15 protein-coding genes are annotated in these 19,630 nt (G+C 59.3%); 6 read left to right on the top strand and 9 right to left on the bottom strand.

The genetic code is table 11. The annotated features are described in order from the left end of the window. Positions 1-13 precede the first annotated feature (13 nt). The 3 genes from hutU to hutC all read right to left on the bottom strand — a co-directional run bounded on the left by hutU (position 14) and on the right by hutC (position 3,358). Complete coding sequence (gene hutU / locus E4P00_RS28740) at positions 14-1,684, bottom strand: urocanate hydratase (RefSeq protein WP_032878345.1); 1,671 nt, start codon at positions 1,682-1,684, stop codon at positions 14-16. A 406-nt stretch (positions 1,685-2,090) separates the two neighbouring features. Next, a complete protein-coding gene (locus E4P00_RS28745) occupies positions 2,091-2,651 on the bottom strand; it encodes a HutD family protein (protein ID WP_248133514.1) in 561 nt (186 codons plus the stop codon). Beyond that, complete coding sequence (hutC, locus tag E4P00_RS28750) at positions 2,648-3,358, bottom strand: histidine utilization repressor (protein WP_171905445.1); 711 nt, start codon at positions 3,356-3,358, stop codon at positions 2,648-2,650. The genes E4P00_RS28745 and hutC overlap by 4 nt, the downstream gene beginning before the upstream one ends. 147 nt (positions 3,359-3,505) lie before the next feature. Between hutC and E4P00_RS28755 the strand changes: the two genes are divergently transcribed. Beyond that, positions 3,506-4,870: a formimidoylglutamate deiminase gene (locus tag E4P00_RS28755; protein WP_032878347.1), complete on the top strand. Its 1,365-nt coding sequence runs from the start codon at positions 3,506-3,508 to the stop codon at positions 4,868-4,870. A gap of 111 nt (positions 4,871-4,981) precedes the next feature. On the opposite strand, the gene E4P00_RS28760 is transcribed toward E4P00_RS28755, so the two are convergent. From E4P00_RS28760 to E4P00_RS28775, 4 genes are all read right to left on the bottom strand, one after another. Continuing rightward, positions 4,982-5,551, bottom strand: coding sequence for a lipocalin family protein (locus tag E4P00_RS28760; RefSeq protein WP_032878349.1), 570 nt, complete (start codon positions 5,549-5,551; stop codon positions 4,982-4,984). A 30-nt stretch (positions 5,552-5,581) separates the two neighbouring features. Continuing rightward, positions 5,582-5,836 (bottom strand): hypothetical protein, encoded by a 255-nt coding sequence (locus E4P00_RS28765; RefSeq protein ID WP_005783949.1) that lies wholly within the window; start codon positions 5,834-5,836, stop codon positions 5,582-5,584. A gap of 176 nt (positions 5,837-6,012) precedes the next feature. Beyond that, positions 6,013-7,023: a class 1 fructose-bisphosphatase gene (locus tag E4P00_RS28770; RefSeq protein WP_032878350.1), complete on the bottom strand. Its 1,011-nt coding sequence runs from the start codon at positions 7,021-7,023 to the stop codon at positions 6,013-6,015. Between the two features lie 183 nt (positions 7,024-7,206). Then, positions 7,207-9,657, bottom strand: coding sequence for a glycogen/starch/alpha-glucan phosphorylase (locus E4P00_RS28775; RefSeq protein ID WP_078820070.1), 2,451 nt, complete (start codon positions 9,655-9,657; stop codon positions 7,207-7,209). 237 nt (positions 9,658-9,894) lie between these two features. Here E4P00_RS28775 and E4P00_RS28780 point away from each other — a divergent pair, with 237 nt between their 5' ends. Then, complete coding sequence (locus E4P00_RS28780; protein ID WP_003187815.1) at positions 9,895-10,329, top strand: YkgJ family cysteine cluster protein; 435 nt, start codon at positions 9,895-9,897, stop codon at positions 10,327-10,329. 193 nt (positions 10,330-10,522) lie between these two features. Here E4P00_RS28780 and typA read toward each other — a convergent pair whose 3' ends face one another. Together typA and thiI are read right to left on the bottom strand one after the other, a co-directional pair. Beyond that, positions 10,523-12,343, bottom strand: coding sequence for a translational GTPase TypA (typA, locus tag E4P00_RS28785; RefSeq protein WP_005783945.1), 1,821 nt, complete (start codon positions 12,341-12,343; stop codon positions 10,523-10,525). A 139-nt stretch (positions 12,344-12,482) separates the two neighbouring features. Continuing rightward, on the bottom strand, positions 12,483-13,937 hold the full coding sequence (thiI, locus tag E4P00_RS28790) for a tRNA uracil 4-sulfurtransferase ThiI (RefSeq protein WP_005783943.1): 1,455 nt from the start codon (positions 13,935-13,937) through the stop codon (positions 12,483-12,485). Between the two features lie 334 nt (positions 13,938-14,271). Here thiI and glnA point away from each other — a divergent pair, with 334 nt between their 5' ends. The 4 genes from glnA (at position 14,272) to ntrC (ending at position 19,259) form a co-directional block, all read left to right on the top strand. Then, positions 14,272-15,678: a type I glutamate--ammonia ligase gene (gene glnA / locus E4P00_RS28795; protein WP_005783941.1), complete on the top strand. Its 1,407-nt coding sequence runs from the start codon at positions 14,272-14,274 to the stop codon at positions 15,676-15,678. 205 nt (positions 15,679-15,883) lie between these two features. Then, complete coding sequence (locus E4P00_RS28800) at positions 15,884-16,420, top strand: chorismate mutase (protein ID WP_032878353.1); 537 nt, start codon at positions 15,884-15,886, stop codon at positions 16,418-16,420. A gap of 320 nt (positions 16,421-16,740) precedes the next feature. Then, on the top strand, positions 16,741-17,826 hold the full coding sequence (gene glnL, locus E4P00_RS28805; protein WP_005783937.1) for a nitrogen regulation protein NR(II): 1,086 nt from the start codon (positions 16,741-16,743) through the stop codon (positions 17,824-17,826). Further along, positions 17,823-19,259, top strand: coding sequence for a nitrogen regulation protein NR(I) (ntrC, locus tag E4P00_RS28810; protein ID WP_003187806.1), 1,437 nt, complete (start codon positions 17,823-17,825; stop codon positions 19,257-19,259). Before glnL ends, ntrC begins: the two co-directional genes overlap by 4 nt. Positions 19,260-19,630 lie beyond the last annotated feature (371 nt).

Here is a 19,630-nt window from a genome sequence, read left to right on the forward strand (position 1 = left end):
CCTCCCACATGGGTCACTTGATCATCGGCAGGTTGAGGCCCTGCTCTTTGGCGCAATCGATAGCAATCTGATAACCGGCATCGGCATGACGCATCACCCCGGTCGCCGGGTCGTTATGCAGCACCCGCGCAATCCGCTCGGCCGCTTCATCGGTACCGTCGCAGACGATCACCATGCCTGAGTGCTGAGAGAAGCCCATGCCCACGCCACCACCGTGGTGCAGCGAGACCCAGGTCGCGCCGCTGGCGGTGTTGAGCAAGGCGTTGAGGAGCGGCCAGTCGGACACGGCATCGGAACCGTCCTGCATGGCCTCGGTTTCGCGGTTCGGGCTGGATACGGAACCGGAGTCCAGGTGGTCACGACCGATCACCACAGGGGCGGACAGCTCGCCGCTGCGTACCATTTCGTTGAAGGCCAGGCCGAGCTTGGCGCGCTGGCCCAGGCCGACCCAGCAGATACGTGCCGGCAGGCCCTGGAAGCTGATGCGCTCGCGGGCCATGTCCAGCCAGTTGTGCAGGTGGGCGTCGTCCGGGATCAACTCTTTGACTTTGGCGTCGGTCTTGTAGATGTCTTGCGGGTCGCCAGACAGCGCCGCCCAGCGGAACGGGCCAATGCCACGGCAGAACAGCGGGCGAATGTAGGCCGGTACGAAACCCGGGAAGTCGAAGGCATTTTCCACGCCCTCTTCCTGGGCCATCTGGCGGATGTTATTGCCGTAGTCGAAGGTTGGGATGCCTTGCTTCTGGAATTCCAGCATGGCCTTGACGTGCACGGCCATGGACTGCTTGGCGGCCTTGATCACGGCAGCCGGCTCGGTTTTGGCGCGGGCGCGGTATTCGTCCCAGGTCCAGCCGGCCGGCAGGTAGCCGTTGAGCGGGTCGTGGGCGCTGGTCTGGTCGGTGACCATGTCCGGGCGCACGCCACGCTTGACCAGCTCTGGCAGAATTTCGGCGGCGTTGCCCAGCAGGGCGATGGAAATGGCCTTGCCTTCCTTGGTGTACTTGGCGATGCGCGCCAGGGCGTCATCGAGGTCGGTGGCTTGTTCGTCGACATAGCGGCTGGCCAGGCGGAAGTCGATGCTGACCTGTTGGCACTCGATATTCAGCGAGCAGGCGCCGGCCAGGGTCGCGGCCAACGGTTGCGCGCCGCCCATGCCGCCGAGGCCAGCGGTGAGGACCCAACGGCCCTGAAGATTTGAATCGTAGTGCTGACGGCCAGCTTCGACGAAGGTTTCATAGGTGCCCTGGACGATGCCTTGGCTACCGATGTAGATCCAGCTGCCGGCGGTCATCTGGCCGTACATGGCCAGGCCCTTGGCATCCAGTTCGTTGAAGTGCTCCCAACTGGCCCAGTGTGGTACCAGGTTGGAGTTGGCGATCAGTACGCGCGGGGCGTTGCTATGGGTCTTGAACACGCCGACCGGCTTGCCGGACTGCACCAGCAGGGTTTCGTCATCGTTCAAATGGGTGAGGCTCTCGACAATCTGGTCGTAACATTCCCAGTTGCGCGCCGCACGGCCAATACCGCCGTAAACCACGAGTTCCTTGGGGTTCTCGGCCACTTGTGGGTCGAGGTTGTTCATCAACATGCGCAGCGGCGCTTCGGTCAGCCAGCTTTTGGCGGTGAGCTTGTTACCGCGGGCGGCGCGGATTTCGACGTCACGGTATTTTGTAGACTTGGTCACTGCTAGGACTCCTCGGCGATCGATGCGCGAACATGGATGGTGCGAAGGAAGCTCTTACGCACACATCTTTACTTGTATGTACAAGCATATGCAATCGAGCGGCCAACTTTAGCCGGGAGTGGTTGGGATTTTTTTGCACGGGGCGTGCGAGCCTTGTAAATCAAGGCTTCAACGCTTGATGAAATTTCTTACGGAGGTTTTTTGCAGCAAGGGAAATTTGTCACGGCAGCGAAGCTTTGCATCACGCTGGGGCATTCGGTAACAAATTGGTGCGCGGGCTGGAAACAGATTTTGTGAACAATGCAAAAACAAATGTGGGAGCTGGCTTGCCTGCGATAGCAGTGTGTCAGTCAGCACATCCTAGGCTGATACACCGCTATCGCAGGCAAGCCAGCTCCCACAGTTTTTAACCGAGTGCGGTCAATTCGATTACGCAGCTGCGGCCGCTGACCGAGATATCCAGCAAGCCAGTGTTATCGTCCACTTGCAGGCAATCGTGATGGCCGAGCTTCTCGCCCAACACCTTCACCTCATCCGCCACGCTGAACACCAACACCGTCTGCGCCGTGCTGAAAAACTGCTGCACACCGTCCACCCACTGCAACCGTGCATGGTAACGCTCGGGCGAGTAGATCAGGTTGAAGTCGCGGATCGGCCCAGTGATCAAGCGGCAGGAAACCTGGCTTTCACCCTGGAACGCGAACGGCTGCAACGGTAACAAGCCGCGCTGCTCCTCGCCGTCCACGGTCAACACCATGCCCGCGCCCTTGATCACCGTGATCACGCGCTGGTAACCGGCGAAGGTGGAAAAACCACCCGACTCGGCGATATCGGCAATCGACACACGCCAGCCAAATCCATCCAGGCCGATGCCGGCGTCGCGGCTGATTTCTTCGGTGCTGCCGCCACCGTTTTTCCACGGCATGCGCACGTAGTCGGCGGCGCGCCAGACCTTCACTGTACTCATTTGCTGAAACGTCCTTCCAGGCTGTGACGGGAACCGGGGTGGATCAATCGCGCAGCGGTTACCGGCTGGCGACCCGACCAGGTGCGACGGCGAATCAACAGGCACGGCTCGCTCGGCTCGATCTGCAACAGCTTGCACTCGGCTGCGTCGGCAAGGATCGCTTCGACCACATGCTCACCCTCGGTCAACGGCGCGACCTGGTTCAGATAGGCATAGGGGGTTTGCTGGGTGAAGTCCTGCTGCAAATATTGCGGCGCAACCAGGGCGTTGACGAAACGATCTTCGATTTGCACGGGAATATCGTTCTCGTAATGCACAATCAACGAGTGGAACACTCGCCCACCTTCACGCATTTCCAGGGCGACGGCGCGTTCGGAACCCGCGGCCTCTTCGCCCAGGGTGATGACCTGGCACGTGTGCCGATGCCCGCGGGAAGCGATTTCATCGGCAATGTTGTGCACTTCAAACAGCGCCGACTGGCTCTTCGGCTCGGCCACGAACGTACCCACGCCTTGCATGCGCACCAGCAGACCTTCGGCGGTAAGCTCACGCAGGGCGCGGTTAATGGTCATGCGGCTGAAACCCAGCTGGCTGACCAGTTCGCTTTCCGACGGCACGCGGTAATGGGGCGGCCAGTTGCCGTTGAGGATCTGCTGGCTGATCATCTGTTTGACGCGGGCATACAAGGGCGCCGGACTTTCGTCCATGTGGGCAGCCAGCGAAGACTTGGCAGGCGGAGTCGGCACGAGGAATCCTTGCAGGGGAAAAAGATGCATAGATTGCCGGAGTTTACCGAGCAGGCAAACGTCTGTATATGTATATACAAATAAACACACGACCGGGGTGCCTTGATCATGTCCGCTTTCTTTGCCGAACGCGCGCTGCTGCCTAATGGATGGGCCAACGATGTACGTCTTGAAGTCAGCGCCGATGGCCTGCTGACCCATGTTGAGCCCAATGCCAGTGCAGACGCTGCCGAACGGCTCAGGGGCCCAGTATTGGCGGGCATGCCAAACCTGCATTCCCATGCCTTCCAGCGCGCAATGGCAGGTCTGGCCGAAGTGGCCGGCAACCCCAATGACAGTTTCTGGACTTGGCGCGACCTGATGTACCGCATGGTCGGCAAGATCAACCCCGAGCAGTTACAGGTCATCGCCCGCCAGCTGTATATCGAAATGCTCAAGGCTGGGTACACCTCGGTGGCCGAGTTTCATTATGTGCATCACGATACCAACGGCCAGCCATATGCCGACCGTACGGAACTGTCACGCCAGATCAGCCTGGCAGCCGCCAGCAGCGGGATCGGCCTGACCTTGCTGCCGGTGCTCTATACCCACGCAGGTTTCGGTGGCCAGGCGCCGAATGAGGGGCAGCGCCGGTTTATCAATAGCACCGAGCACTACCTGGACCTGCAAGCGCGTTTGCAGCCGATCCTGGCGGCACAACCTGCGCAGCAACTGGGCCTGTGTTTCCACTCCCTGCGTGCGGTCACCCCCGAACAGATCCAGCAAGTGCTGGCGGCCAGTGACAAGACCTGCCCGGTGCATATCCATATCGCCGAGCAGCAAAAAGAAGTCGACGATTGCCTGGCCTGGAGCGGCAAGCGCCCGCTGCAATGGCTGTATGACAACGTTGAAGTGGACGAGCGCTGGTGCCTGGTGCACGCCACTCATGCCGATGCTGACGAAGTGACGCGCATGGCCAACAGCCGAGCGATTGCCGGTTTGTGCCTGACCACCGAAGCCAACCTGGGCGATGGGATTTTCCCGGCGGTGGATTTCCTTGCCCAGGGCGGACGCATGGGTATCGGCTCCGACAGCCATGTTTCACTGAGCGTGGTGGAGGAATTACGTTGGCTGGAATACGGCCAGCGTCTTCGCGATCAACGGCGTAATCGCCTGTATCGCAGTGATCAGCCAATGGTTGGCCGCACGCTGTTCGATGCTGCGCTGGATGGTGGCGCACAGGCGCTTGGCCAGCCGATCGGGCGGCTGGAAGTCGGCAAGCGGGCGGATTGGATTGTGCTGGACGGTAGCGACCCGTACCTGGCGACCGCCAGTGAGGATGGGATTCTCAATCGCTGGCTGTTTGCAGGTGGCGATCGCCAAGTGCGCGACGTGCTGGTCAATGGCAAGTGGGTGGTGCGGGATGGGCATCATGCCGGCGAAGAGGAAAGCAACCGGGCATTCACCCAGGTCTTGAAGGCTTTGTTGGGCTAACGGCCAACACCTAACAAATGTGGGAGGGGGCTTGCTCCCGATAGCGGTGTGTCAGTATCAGATGTACTGGCTGACACACTGCATCGGGAGCAAGCCCCCTCCCACATTTGATTACTGCGAACTCTTGGCCATTTGTTTATCTGAAGTACGCCAGATCAACCGCGTAGTGTCATACCCCTGCTGTCGCGCCCTGCTCAACAGGTCTTCACGCGTCTCGGCACTCACCGTCGGCGTGCGCGACAGGATCCACATATAGCGCCGGCTCGGGCTGCCGACGATGGCGGTCTTGTAGTCATCGCTGACATACAGCACCCAGTAATCGCCCTTGGCAACGCCCGGCAACAGTGACGTAAACCAGTTATTGAATTCCACCCAGAGCTTGTCGGTTTTGCCAGGCACCTGCGGCGTGGCCGTGCCTTTGGCTTCTTGCCACTTCCATTCAGGCGTCAGGCAGCGGTTGAACACCGACATGTCGCCATCCGGCAGCAAGGTGTAACGCGCCTCGGACTGCGCGCAGTTGCGCTGGAAGTACATCGGCAATCGGGCCAACTCATACCAGGTGCCCTGGTAACGCTTGAGGTTGACGTTGGTTGCCGTCTTGGGTTGCAGATCATCGCCAGAATGGCTGGCGCAGCCCGCCAAAAACAGGCTGGCGCAAAGGAACAAAACAAAACGCATCATTCTTCTTCTCCCGCAGGCTCGCGCCCCGGTTTACTTCAGGCCTTGCCCGGAAAACATCAGAACTTTGTCACCGGCGTACTGCACGCTGATAAAGCTGTTTTTATCGCCCCAGGTGCAGCTGGACATGCCCAGCGCACCGGAACAATCGGTCGGCTTACCCAGCAACGACTCCACCTCGGCCTTGGCCATGCCAGCCGACAGTTTCTGGTAGTTTTCTTGAGTGACCTTGCTGCAAGCGGCTAACAGCACGCAAAAAGTCAGCAGGGCGAGACGGCGTAAAGACATGGAAAAGCTCCTGGAGAGACAAAGCAGCTGGGGTATCTGCCAGAAGCTTAGAAGGGAAAAGGGGTGTCTGGTTCCCGACGAGCGAAAACAAAAAAGCCCCGAAAACGCTGAAACGTTTCGGGGCTTCTTCAAGGGTGAACGGCCTCACAACACAGTGGATAACTTATCGCCGTGTATTACTTCTTGTGGTAGCTGGTCACACGCTCAACTTCTTCCTTGGAACCCAGGAACACCGCCACACGCTGGTGCAAACCTTCAGGCTGGATGTCGAGGATGCGCTGGTGGCCATCGGTGGACGCACCGCCTGCCTGCTCAACCAGGAACGACATCGGGTTGGCTTCGTACATCAGGCGCAGTTTGCCCGGCTTGGACGGCTCGCGGCTGTCGCGTGGGTACATGAACAGGCCACCACGGGTCAGGATGCGGTGCACATCGGCAACCATCGCAGCGACCCAGCGCATATTGAAGTTCTTCTTCAACGGGCCTTCTTCGCCTTCCATCAACTCGTTGACGTAGCGTTTCACCGGTTCTTCCCAGTGACGCTGGTTAGACATGTTGATGGCGAATTCCTGGGTAGAAGCAGGAATCGAAATGTCTTCGTGGGTCAGCACGAAGCTGCCCATTTCGCGGTCCAGCGTGAAGCCTTTGACGCCATCACCCAGGGTCAGCACCAGCATGGTCTGTGGACCGTAGATGGCATAACCGGCAGCGACCTGCTCGGTGCCCGGCTGCAGGAAGGCCTTTTCGTTCAGGGCTTCGTTCTGGCTCAGGTATTCATTCGGGCAACGCAGTACCGAGAAGATGGTGCCGACCGGTGCATTGATGTCGATGTTGGACGAACCGTCCAGTGGGTCGAATACCAGCAGGTAAGCGCCTTTCGGGTACTTGCCAGGGATCTGGTAGGCATTGTCCATTTCTTCGGACGCCATGCCGGCCAGGTGACCGCCCCATTCGTTGGCTTCGAGCAGGATTTCGTTGGAGAGTACGTCGAGCTTCTTCTGCACTTCACCTTGGACGTTTTCAGTGCCCATGCTGCCCAGGACGCCGCCCAGTGCGCCTTTGGAAACGGCGTGGCTGATTTCCTTGCAAGCACGCGCCACCACTTCGATAAGGAAGCGCAGATCGGCAGGCGTATTGTTGCTGCGGGTCTGCTCGATCAAATAGCGACTCAGGGTAACGCGGGACATGGAAGGCTCCGGAGAATGGGGGGCTGAAAACCCGCGCAGTTTAACGCGAGTCGAGGGTTATTTCCTCTAATCAGAGGATTTAACGCCAATAGAGTTCACGACCTGGCGCCACGACCCTCTCCAACATCGCAGAACCCATGTGGGAAGGGGCTTGCCCCCTCCCACATTTTTTAACCGCAGTGGTCAGTCGAGGGCTTTCCAGATCTCGGTGGCGTACTCGCGGATGGTCCGGTCCGAGCTGAACCAGCCCATGCGCGCGGTATTGAGCACCGCCGAACGCCACCATTCCTTGGAATCGTGCCAGTGGGCTTCGACCCGCGCCTGGGCGTCCCAGTAGGAATCAAAGTCGGCACACACCAGGAAACGGTCGTAGTCGATCAGCCCATCGATCAGGCCCACATAGCGCCCCGGATCATCCGGCGAGAACACCCCGCCACGGATCGCTTGCAACACGTCGTTCAAGCGATGGGACGCGGCGATGTCCGGCCCGGCGTTGAACTCACCGGCGTGCTTGCGGGCTTCCACCTGCTGGGCACTGAGGCCGAAGATAAACATGTGCTCGGCACCGACCCGCTCGTGCATCTCCACGTTGGCGCCGTCCATGGTGCCGATGGTCAGCGCGCCGTTGAGGCCGAACTTCATGTTGCTGGTACCCGATGCTTCAAAGCCGGCAGTGGAAATCTGCTCCGACAAGTCCGCCGCCGGAATGATGCTCTCCGCCAGGCTGACGTTGTAGTTGGGCAGGAACACCACTTTGAGCAAACCGCGCACGGTCGGGTCGTTGTTGACGGTGCGGGCGATGTCGTTGGTCAGCTTGATGATCAGCTTGGCCTGGTGGTAGCTGGCTGCAGCCTTGCCGGCGAAGATCTTCACCCGCGGCACCCAGTCGGTGCCCGGCTCGGCGCGGATCGCCTGGTACAGCGCCACGGTGTGCAGCAGGTTGAGCAGTTGGCGCTTGTATTCGTGGATGCGCTTGACCTGCACATCGAACATCGCCGCCGGGTTGATCGCGATACCCAGGCGCTCATGGATGATCTGGGCCAGTGCACGCTTGCTGTGCAGGCGCTGTTCAGCGAAGGACTTGCGGAAAGCCTGCTTCTCGGCGAACGGCTCCAATTCGATCAAACGCTGCTCGGGCTGGTCGAGAATATCCGGCCCCAGGGCTTCCACCAGCATATCGGTCAGCTTGGGGTTGGCCTGGTACAACCAGCGGCGGAAGGTGATGCCGTTGGTTTTGTTGTTGATGCGCTCGGGATACAGCTTGTGCAGCTCGGAGAACACCGTGCTGCGCATCAACTGGGTATGCAGGCCCGATACACCGTTGACGCTATGGGAGCCGAGGAATGCCAGGTTGCCCATGCGCACGCGGCGGCCGTTGTCCTCTTCGATCAGCGAGACGGCGCGCAGTACGTCGAAGTCGTGGATGCCCTTGGCGCGCAGCGAGTCGATGTGTTGGGCGTTGATCAGGTAGATGATCTGCATGTGCCGGGGCAACATGCGCTCCATCAGACCTACGGGCCAGGTTTCCAGCGCTTCGGGCAGCAAGGTGTGGTTGGTGTACGACAGGGTTTCGACGGTGACATCCCACGCGGCTTCCCACGGCACGTCATGCAGGTCGACCAGTTGGCGCATCAGCTCGGCCACGGCGATGGACGGATGGGTGTCGTTGAGCTGGATCGCGGCGTGTTCGCCCAGGCTCAGCACCGAACCGTGCATGTTCTTGTGGCGGCGCAGCAAATCCTGCAAGGACGCCGAAACGAAGAAGTACTCCTGGCGCAGGCGCAATTCCTGCCCCGCTTCAGTGCTGTCGGCCGGGTAAAGCACGCGAGAGATGCTTTCGGCACGGGCTACTTCGGCGACGGCGCCCAAGTGGTCACCGGCATTGAAGCGCTCCAGGTGCAAGTCTTCCACTGCCCGTGCACGCCAAAGGCGCAGGGTGTTGACGCTGGCGCCACGCCAGCCGACTACCGGGGTGTCATAGGCAACAGCCCTGACGGTTTCGTTGGGTGACCACACCTGGATCATCTTGCCGGAGGCGTCCGCCAGGGTTTCGACGCTGCCGCCAAAGCCGATCGGGTAAATCACTTCGGCGCGTTCGAACTCCCAAGGGTTACCAAAATCCAGCCAGCGTTCGGTCTGCTCCTGCTGCCAGCCATCAACGATGGCCTGGCGGAACAAGCCGTGCTCATAGCGAATGCCATAGCCATGCCCGGCAATCCCCAAGGTCGACATGCTTTCCATAAAGCACGCCGCCAGACGGCCCAGGCCACCATTGCCGAGCGCCGCGTCGGGCTCAAGCAGGCGGATGCGCTCCAGATCGACGCCCAACTCCGACAGCGCTTCACGGGCGATCTCCAACACGCCCAGATTGCTCAGGCTGTCGTACAACAGACGGCCAATGAGAAATTCCAGCGAGAGGTAATAAACGCGCTTCTGGCCTTTGCGATAAATACGCCGCGTGTGGTCCATCCAGTGATCGACCATCTGGTCGCGGGCGGCCAGGGCAATGGCTTCGAACCAGTCATGGTCGAAGGCGTGATCCGGGTCTTTGCCCACCGCGTAGGTGAGTTTGGTCAAGACAGCATCGCGGAATGCGGCTACCTCTGCTTCTCGTGCAAGCGGTTCCTGAGACATCGGTGCGACCTCGGGCGAGATTGAAGGAGTTGCTAGAGCCTAGTCGGTCTGACAGACGGTAGACGTGCTGGTTCGGCAGTTTTTTAACTCATTCACCATTGGCTGAATTTGATGCAGGGGTCGTGCCCGATCAGGCCGCGGCGAAGCCTTTGAGCTGAAACCTGCAAAATATTGTTCAAAAAACCACCAATCCCGGTATGATCCCGCGCCCGTATACCGCCCCACCCTGGAACCCTGATGAAGCCTCAACTGATCGCCGCCGCGGAACTCGACCGTCTCGAAACGTGGCAGAAATATTCCGCCCACATGTGCGGCGGCTGCGTGTCCAGCTGTTGCACCCTGCCGGTTGAGGTGAAGATCAAGGACCTGATCCGCATTGGCATCGTCGACGAGTTCGAGCGCGGCGACCCGCCGAAGAACATCGCCAAGCGTTTGCAGAAAGAAGGCATCGTCGAGCGCTACAACAACAAATCCGAGATTTTTACCCTGCAGCGCATGAGCAACAACGACTGCCTGTACCTGGATCGTAAGACGCGCTTCTGCACTATTTATGACAAGCGCCCGGATACTTGCCGCAACCACCCGAAAATCGGGCCGCGGCCGGGGTATTGCGCTTACAAGCCCAAGGAAGTGGTACGCGAGACCAACTTCAAGACTCTCGATAAATTCTGACTCGGGTTTTGTAGTGTTCTGAAGGGCCTCATCGGGGGCAAGCCCCCTCCCACATTTTGATTTGGGAACACATTCAAATGTGGGAGCTGGCTTGCCTGCGATGGGGCCAGTAAAGACGACACACAAACTGCGGGCACAAAAAAACGCCCCCGGCCTTTCGACCGGGGGCGTTTTTCATTCAGCCTGAGTTAACTCAGTTCTTGGCTTTCTTGGCAGCGCGGGTACGCTCGCCTTCGTCCAGGATCTTCTTACGCAGGCGGATCGACTTAGGCGTGACTTCGCACAGCTCGTCGTCCTGGATGAATTCCAGGGCCTGTTCCAGGGTGAAGCGAACAGGTGGAACCAGAGCGATGGTTTCGTCTTTGCCCGAAGCACGCATGTTGTCGAGCTTCTTGCCTTTGGTTGGGTTGACGCCCATGTCGTTGTCACGGCTGTTCAGACCAACGATCTGGCCGTTGTAGATCTCTTGACCGTGTTCAACGAACAGCTTGCCACGCGCCTGGAGGGTTTCCAGGGAGTAGGTCAGCGCCTTGCCGGTTTCTACCGATACCAGAACACCGTTCTGACGGCCGGACATGTCGCCGGACTTCATGGTGTCGTAGCGATCGAAGATCGAGGTCAGGATGCCAGCACCGTTGGTCAGGGTCAGGAACTGGTTACGGAAACCGATCAGACCGCGAGCAGGGATGTTGTATTCCAGACGTACACGGCCTTTGCCATCCGGCACCATGTTGGTCAGGTCGCCCTTACGCAGGCCCATCTCTTCCATGACCTTGCCCTGGGATTCTTCAGGGGTGTCGATGGTGACGTTTTCGAACGGTTCCTGCTTCACGCCGTCAACAGTACGGATGATCACTTCCGGACGACCAACACCCATTTCGAAACCTTCGCGACGCATGGTTTCGATCAGTACCGAGAGGTGCAGCTCACCACGGCCGGAGACCTTGAACTTGTCAGCCGAGTCGCCTTCTTCAACGCGCAGAGCAACGTTGTACAGCAGCTCCTTGTCCAGACGCTCCTTGATGTTACGGGAGGTCACGAACTTGCCTTCTTTACCGCAGAACGGCGAGTCGTTTACCTGGAAGGTCATGGAAACGGTTGGCTCGTCAACGGTCAGAGGCTTCATCGCCTCAACGTTGTCCGGCTGGCACAGGGTGTCGGAGATGAACAGCGAGTCCATGCCGCTTACGCATACGATGTCGCCAGCGAAAGCTTCTTCAACGTCGATACGGTGCAGACCGTGGTGACCCATCAGCTTCAGGATACGACCGTTACGCTTCTTGCCGTCGGCGCCGATAGCGACAACCGGGGTGTTCGGCTTGACGCTACCACGAGCGATACGGCCAACGCCGATAACACCCAGGAAGCTGTTGTAGTCCAGTGCCGAGATTTGCATCTGGAACGGGCCGTCACGGTCAACTTTCGGCGCGGGTACGTTGTCGACGATCGACTGGTACAGCGGGGTCATGTCTTCAGCCATGTCGGTGTGGTCAAGACCAGCAATACCGTTCAGGGCCGAGGCGTAGATGACCTGGAAGTCCAGCTGTTCTTCGGTGGCACCCAGGTTGTCGAACAGGTCGAAGATCTGGTCCAGAACCCAGTCCGGACGCGCGCCTGGACGGTCAACCTTGTTGATGCACACGATCGGACGCAGGCCGGCTTCGAAGGCCTTCTTGGTCACGAAACGGGTTTGCGGCATAGGGCCGTCTTGAGCGTCAACCAGCAGCAGAACGGAGTCAACCATCGACATTACGCGTTCTACTTCGCCGCCGAAGTCGGCGTGGCCCGGGGTGTCCACGATGTTGATGTGGTAGCCGTTCCAGTTGATGGCGGTGTTTTTTGCCAGGATGGTAATACCGCGCTCTTTTTCCTGGTCGTTGGAGTCCATCACGCGCTCGTCGTTGAGCTCGTTGCGCTCCAGGGTGCCGGATTGACGCAGGAGTTTGTCTACCAGGGTGGTTTTACCATGGTCAACGTGAGCAATGATGGCGATGTTACGTAGATTTTCGATCACTTGTGTATCTCGATCAGAGGATTCGGTGTGCTGACAGGTCGTGGCAGCGATTAACAGTAGAGTCAGGCCTTGCCGTTACAGCTTGACGGCAGAGTCGGGGGGCCGGTGACGCAGGCCACAGGCAAACAGCCCCGGGCTCTTAGCTCGGTCGATAAACGCGCACATTGGCATGCCCCTCACTGAGCAAATGGTGGGCATGCAGGCGACTCATCACGCCTTTGTCGCAATACAACAGGTACTGACGGCTGTTATCCAGTTCCTTGAAACGCGCGTTCAGTGCGTAGAACGGCAGCGTTTGCACGTCGATGCCGGCGATTTCCAGCGGCTCATCCTCAGCGGCATCCGGGTGACGGATGTCGATGACGATCTGGCCGGCCAGGGCTTCGCTGACTTCTTCGATTTTTACATCCTGGCCCAACTCGTCGATCACTCGATCGATTGGGACCAGCTTGGCGTTCTCGAGCGCACGCTCCAGAATCGCCATGTCGAATTCTTTCTCTTCATGCTCCACGCGGTGACGCTTGGCGTGGGTCTTGGGGTTCACCGAGATGACCCCGCAGTACTCGGGCATGTGCTTGGCAAAGTCGGCGGTGCCGATTTGCTCTGCCAGGTCGATGATGTCCTGCTTGTGGCTGGCGATCAGCGGGCGCAACACCAGCTTCTCGGTGACGCAGTCGATGATCGACAGGTTTGGCAGCGTCTGGCTGGACACCTGGGAAATCGCCTCGCCGGTCACCAGCGCGTCGATCTGCAATTGATCGGCGATTCGGGACGCGGCGCGCAACATCATACGCTTCAATACCACGCCCATATGACTGTTATCGACTTTGCCGAGAATTTCGCCCAGCACTTCCTCGAACGGCACGCTTACAAATAGCACGCGCTGGGAGCTGCCGTACTTCTTCCAGATAAAGTGCGCAACTTCCATCACGCCCAATTCATGGGCACGCCCGCCCAGGTTAAAGAAGCAGAAGTGGCTCATCAGGCCGCGACGCATGATCTGGTAGGCCGCCACCGTGGAATCGAAACCGCCGGACATCAATACCAGGGTCTGTTCCAGGGCGCCCAGCGGGTAGCCGCCGATGCTGTTGTGCTGGCTGTGGATCACAAACAACCGTTGGTCGCGAATTTCCATGCGCACTTCAATTTGCGGCGCTTTAAGGGAAATTCCAGCGGCGCCGCACTCGCGACGCAGCTTGCTGCCGACGTATTTCTCTACATCCATGGAGCTGAAGGTGTGCTTGCCGGCACGCTTGCAGCGCACCGAAAAAATCTTCCCTTCAAGTGCACTGCCGTAGTGCTGCTTGCACTTTTCGGTGATGTCGTCGAAGTCGCCCAGCGGGTACTCATCCACCTGCAGGAAATGCGCGATGCCCGGCATGCAGCTCAGGCGCTCGGTCATGTCCTTCAAGGCTTTGGCGTCAGTAATGCGGGTTTCCAGCTCGAGGTTGTCCCACACACCGTTCACCACCACAGCCGGGTCCAGGTCACGGAGCACGGCACGGATGTTCTTGGCCAACTGACGGATGAAACGCGTCCGTACCGGTCGGCTTTTGATGGTGATCTCGGGGAAGACTTTAACGATTAATTTCATGGAAACAGCGCGCGCCGGGCCTGCTGAAAAAGGGGGGCGCGGATTATAGCGGAAATCGCTCAAGGTTTAACCAGTTAATATGCATCGAACGTGCAACGCACCAAAACGGGTCATTTACACAAATAAACGCTACATTGCAGTGCGCTATTTCTCGCACTTTGGCCTATTGCACCGCTATAGGGGCCATTTTGAGGCAAAAAGACCATGTTGGCGCACTGGCATGTAATTTGCTCTCTTGTGAGGCAGGTTGCCTTGGCGGAGTATCCGCGCCGGCATCACCCACATTTTAAGGGCTAACTCCACTACCCAAGCCCGAAGCCACCCGGAGGACACCATGTCGAAGTCGGTTCAACTCATCAAAGATCATGACGTTAAATGGATTGATCTGCGCTTCACGGACACAAAAGGCACTCAGCACCACGTGACCATGCCGGCTCGCGACGCGCTGGATGATGCTTTCTTCGAAGAAGGCAAAATGTTCGACGGTTCCTCCATCGCCGGCTGGAAAGGCATTGAAGCTTCCGACATGATCCTGATGCCGGACGACAGCACTGCCGTGCTGGACCCGTTCACCGAAGAGCCGACCCTGATCCTGGTCTGCGACGTGATCGAGCCGTCGACCATGCAAGGCTACGACCGCGACCCACGTGCGATCGCCAAGCGTGCCGAGGAATACCTGAAGTCCACCGGTATTGGTGACACTGTATTCGTGGGCCCGGAGCCAGAGTTCTTCATCTTCGACCAGGTGAAGTTCAAGTCCGACATCTCCGGCTCCATGTTCAAGATCTACTCCGAACAAGGTTCGTGGATGTCCGACCAGGACGTGGAAGGCGGCAACCATGGCCACCGTCCAGGCATCAAAGGCGGCTACTTCCCGGTTCCACCGTTCGACCACGACCACGAAATCCGTACCTCCATGTGCAACGCCATGGAAGACATGGGCCTGGTCATCGAAGTGCATCACCACGAAGTGGCGACTGCCGGCCAGAACGAAATCGGTGTGAAGTTCAACACCCTGGTGGCCAAGGCTGACGAAGTTCAGACCCTGAAGTACTGCGTACACAACACTGCCGTCGCTTACGGCCGTACCGCTACCTTCATGCCCAAGCCTCTGTACGGCGATAACGGTTCGGGCATGCACGTTCACCTGTCCATCGCCAAAGAAGGCAAGAACACCTTCGCAGGTGAAGGTTATGCCGGCCTGTCCGACACCGCCCTGTACTTCATCGGCGGCATCATCAAGCACGGTAAGGCCCTGAACGGCTTCACCAACCCGTCGACCAACTCCTACAAGCGTCTGGTCCCAGGTTTCGAAGCTCCGGTAATGCTGGCCTACTCGGCGCGTAACCGCTCTGCCTCGATCCGTATTCCTTACGTGTCCAGCCCGCGCGCTCGCCGTATCGAAGCTCGCTTCCCGGACCCGGCTGCCAACCCATACCTGGCCTTCGCTGCACTGGTCATGGCCGGCCTGGACGGTATCCAGAACAAGATCCACCCTGGCGACGCCGCCGACAAGAACTTGTACGACCTGCCGCCTGAAGAGGCCAAAGAGATCCCACAAGTGTGCGGCAGCCTGAAAGAAGCCCTGGAAGAGCTGGACAAGGGCCGTGCGTTCCTGACCAAAGGCGGCGTGTTCAGCGACGACTTCATCGACGCTTACATCGCCCTGAAAAGCGAAGAAGAAATCAAGGTGCGCACCTTCGTACACCCACTGGAATACGAGCTGTACTACAGCTGCTGATCCGGTAGCGTTGCTAAGGTAGCGTGATGAAAAAGACCTCCTTCGGGAGGTCTTTTTTTTGCCTGGGCGTTATGCAGCTTCAAATCTGCAAACCCAATCAAAAAGGTGGGAGGGGGCTTGCTCCCGATGGCAGAGTGTCAGGCAATATGTGTGTTACTGACACACCGCCATCGGGAGCAAGCCCCCTCCCACAAGGAGATCTGCGTTGAAACATAAATTCGTGTTCGCCCTGCTGTTCGTCAGCGCCGGTGTTTACGCCGCCCCACCTACCTTGGAGCCACTGCTCAACAGCATCGCCGAACGCCTGGAGATTGCCGATCAGGTGGCCTTGAGCAAATGGGACAGCCACAAACCCGTCGAAGACAAAAACCGCGAGCAGGAAGTGATCGCCAGCGTCGTCGCCCAAGCCCCGAGCTACAAGCTTGACCCCGCCGCCGCCGAGCAGTTTTTCTCGGCACAGATCGAAGCGAACAAACTGGTGCAATACACCCACCTGTCCGACTGGCAGTTCCAGGGCAAAGCCCCAGACGAGCCGCGCCCGGACCTGATCAAGCAGATTCGCCCGCAGCTGGATGAGCTGCAAAAACGCCTGCTGCAACAACTGGCCGACTTCACCCCGCACCGTGCCGATCCACAGTGCCCCCAATGGCTGGCCACCGCCGTGCATGAGCCGCTGAATGATCCGCTGCGCCAACTGGCAATGATCCGCGCCACCGCCGAACTCTGCATCTACAAAGGTTAATGACTGCAAACCCGGTAAAAATGTGGGAGCAAGCCCCCTCCCACATTTGGACTGTATCCATTCAGGGCCATCTCTGGCAGCTTCCTGAACAACCTTCACAAAACCGCACTATATTGGTGCGATAGGTTGCACCCTTACTCCAGCCACAGCCCATTTTGGTTCGAATCTTCCCGAAAAAGCTGGCAGAACGCCACAGTTTCGCGCCACAAACCCCTATTTCAGGGCTTTAACGCTTCTTTTCGGAGCCTTGGTTTGGTTTTTGCATTTTCCTTGTATCAGCGTGTGCCTCAAGCCTGCGCCTTGCTCCAAAAGAGGTCCCGATGACCATCAGTGATGCACTGCACCGTTTGTTACTCGACAACCTGACCACCGCGACCATCCTGCTCAATGCCGACCTGCGCCTTGAGTACATGAACCCGGCGGCGGAGATGCTCCTGGCCATCAGCGGCCAGCGCAGCCATGGGCAGTTCATCAGCGAGCTGTTCACCGAGTCGGCCGAAGCCTTGAGCTCGTTGCGCCAGGCCGTGGAGCAGGCACATCCGTTCACCAAGCGCGAAGCGATGCTCACCGCCCTCACCGGCCAGACCCTGACGGTCGATTACGCCGTAACCCCCATTCTGAGCAATGGCGCCACGCTGCTATTGCTCGAAGTACACCCCCGCGACCGCCTGCTGCGCATCACCAAGGAAGAGGCGCAGCTGTCCAAGCAGGAAACCAGCAAGATGCTGGTGCGCGGCCTGGCTCACGAGATCAAGAACCCGCTCGGCGGGATTCGCGGCGCCGCGCAGCTGCTGGCCCGCGAGCTGCCCGAGGAGCATCTCAAGGACTACACCAACGTCATCATCGAAGAAGCCGACCGCCTGCGTAACCTGGTGGACCGGATGCTCGGCTCCAACAAGTTGCCGTCATTGGCGATGACCAACGTGCATGAGGTGCTGGAGCGCGTCTGCCAACTGGTCGAGGCCGAAAGCCAGGGCTGTATCACCCTGGTACGCGACTATGACCCAAGCATTCCCGATGTATTGATCGACCGCGAGCAGATGATCCAGGCGGTGCTCAATATCGTGCGCAACGCCATGCAGGCCATCAGCAGCCAGAACGAGCTGCGCCTGGGCCGCATCAGCCTGCGTACCCGCGCCCTGCGCCAGTTCACCATCGGCCATGTACGCCATCGCCTGGTAACCAAGGTCGAGATCATCGACAACGGCCCGGGCATCCCCGCCGAACTGCAGGAAACCATCTTCTTCCCCATGGTCAGTGGCCGCCCGGACGGTACCGGGCTGGGCCTGGCCATTACCCAGAACATCATCAGCCAGCACCAGGGCCTGATCGAATGTGAGAGCCATCCCGGCCACACCACGTTCTCGATCTTCCTGCCATTGGAACAAGGAGCCCCCACGACATGAGCCGTAGTGAAACTGTCTGGATCGTCGATGACGACCGTTCTATCCGTTGGGTCCTGGAAAAAGCCTTGCAACAGGAAGGCATGACCACCCAGAGCTTCGACAGCGCCGACGGAGTGATGAGCCGCCTGGCACGCCAGCAGCCGGACGTGATCATCTCCGACATTCGTATGCCCGGCGCAAGCGGCCTGGACTTGCTGGCGCGCATCCGCGAGCAGCACCCGCGCTTGCCGGTGATCATCATGACTGCGCACTCGGACCTGGACAGCGCTGTCGCGTCCTACCAGGGCGGCGCCTTTGAATACCTGCCCAAGCCATTCGACGTGGATGAGGCGGTGGCGCTGGTCAAGCGCGCCAACCAGCACGCCCAGGAACAACAGAACCAGGAAGCCCCGCCAACCCTGACCCGCACCCCGGAAATCATCGGTGAAGCGCCAGCGATGCAGGAAGTGTTTCGCGCCATCGGGCGCTTGAGCCACTCCAACATCACTGTGCTGATCAATGGCGAGTCGGGCACCGGTAAAGAGCTGGTGGCCCATGCCCTGCACCGTCACAGCCCGCGTGCGGCCTCGCCGTTTATCGCGCTGAACATGGCGGCGATCCCCAAGGACCTGATGGAGTCCGAGCTGTTCGGCCATGAGAAAGGCGCGTTTACCGGCGCGGCCAACCTGCGGCGCGGGCGCTTTGAACAGGCCGACGGCGGCACGCTGTTTCTCGATGAGATCGGCGACATGCCGGCCGATACCCAGACCCGCTTGCTACGGGTGTTGGCAGACGGTGAGTTCTATCGTGTCGGCGGGCACACACCGGTCAAGGTTGATGTGCGCATCATTGCGGCCACCCACCAGAACCTCGAAACCCTGGTACACGCGGGCAAGTTCCGTGAGGACTTGTTCCACCGCCTCAATGTGATCCGCATCCATATCCCGCGCATGTCGGACCGCCGCGAAGACATCCCCACCCTCGCCCGCCACTTCCTCAGCCGCGCCGCCCTGGAGCTGGCGGTGGAGCCCAAGCTGCTCAAAAGCGAGACCGAGGAATACCTCAAGAACCTGCCGTGGCCCGGCAACGTGCGCCAGCTGGAGAACACGTGCCGCTGGATCACCGTAATGGCCTCCGGGCGTGAAGTGCATATCAGCGACCTGCCGCCTGAGCTGCTGAGCCTGCCGCAGGATTCGGCACCGGTAACCAACTGGGAACAAGCGCTGCGCCAATGGGCCGACCAGGCACTGGCGCGCGGCCAGTCGAACCTGCTGGACAGCGCCGTGCCGGCATTCGAGCGGATCATGATCGAGACCGCGTTGAAGCATACCGCCGGCCGTCGTCGCGATGCGGCCGTGCTACTGGGTTGGGGGCGCAATACCCTGACGCGCAAGATCAAGGAATTGGGGATGAAGGTAGATGGTGGGGATGATGATGAGGGTGATGAGGCCTGATCACACCTCCCAGTTCCACTGAAAGTCTAATGTGGGAGGGGGCTTGCTCCCGATAGCAGTAGTTCAGTCACCACATCTGTGTCTGACCCACCGCTATCGGGAGCAAGCCCCCTCCCACATTTGGATCTCTGCAATTCCACGACTGTGCACCGCTTCAATGCACCATGAACCGGCATCGGGCACGGGCTGGATACGTGGAAGACCGTTATCGCGGGACAACTCTCGCAAGCTGAAACCACCAAAGCCCCGGATTACGGGGCTTTGCGCTTTTTGGAAAAATTTTATGGGTGAAATTGCAAACTCTGGCACGCGCCCTGCAATAACCCTCGTACAACCCAGTTTCGGGGACCTTGGTACAGGCAGGCCGAGAA

Origin of the sequence: Pseudomonas sp. B329, from assembly GCF_023127835.1 — a bacterium.
GTDB classification, from domain to species: domain Bacteria; phylum Pseudomonadota; class Gammaproteobacteria; order Pseudomonadales; family Pseudomonadaceae; genus Aquipseudomonas; species Aquipseudomonas synxantha_A.

Bases quoted from the DNA above. Each gene is read 5' to 3' on its own strand.
- thiI (WP_005783943.1), bottom strand. From the start codon at position 13,937: ATGAAATTAATCGTTAAAGTCTTCCCCGAGATCACCATCAAAAGCCGA.
- ntrC (WP_003187806.1), top strand. From the start codon at position 17,823: ATGAGCCGTAGTGAAACTGTCTGGATCGTCGATGACGACCGTTCTATC.
- glnA (WP_005783941.1), top strand. From the start codon at position 14,272: ATGTCGAAGTCGGTTCAACTCATCAAAGATCATGACGTTAAATGGATT.
- E4P00_RS28755 (WP_032878347.1), top strand. From the start codon at position 3,506: ATGTCCGCTTTCTTTGCCGAACGCGCGCTGCTGCCTAATGGATGGGCC.
- glnL (WP_005783937.1), top strand. From the start codon at position 16,741: ATGACCATCAGTGATGCACTGCACCGTTTGTTACTCGACAACCTGACC.
- E4P00_RS28765 (WP_005783949.1), bottom strand. From the start codon at position 5,836: ATGTCTTTACGCCGTCTCGCCCTGCTGACTTTTTGCGTGCTGTTAGCC.
- hutC (WP_171905445.1), bottom strand. From the start codon at position 3,358: ATGGACGAAAGTCCGGCGCCCTTGTATGCCCGCGTCAAACAGATGATC.
- E4P00_RS28760 (WP_032878349.1), bottom strand. From the start codon at position 5,551: ATGATGCGTTTTGTTTTGTTCCTTTGCGCCAGCCTGTTTTTGGCGGGC.
- E4P00_RS28775 (WP_078820070.1), bottom strand. From the start codon at position 9,657: ATGTCTCAGGAACCGCTTGCACGAGAAGCAGAGGTAGCCGCATTCCGC.
- E4P00_RS28770 (WP_032878350.1), bottom strand. From the start codon at position 7,023: ATGTCCCGCGTTACCCTGAGTCGCTATTTGATCGAGCAGACCCGCAGC.
- E4P00_RS28745 (WP_248133514.1), bottom strand. From the start codon at position 2,651: ATGAGTACAGTGAAGGTCTGGCGCGCCGCCGACTACGTGCGCATGCCG.
- E4P00_RS28780 (WP_003187815.1), top strand. From the start codon at position 9,895: ATGAAGCCTCAACTGATCGCCGCCGCGGAACTCGACCGTCTCGAAACG.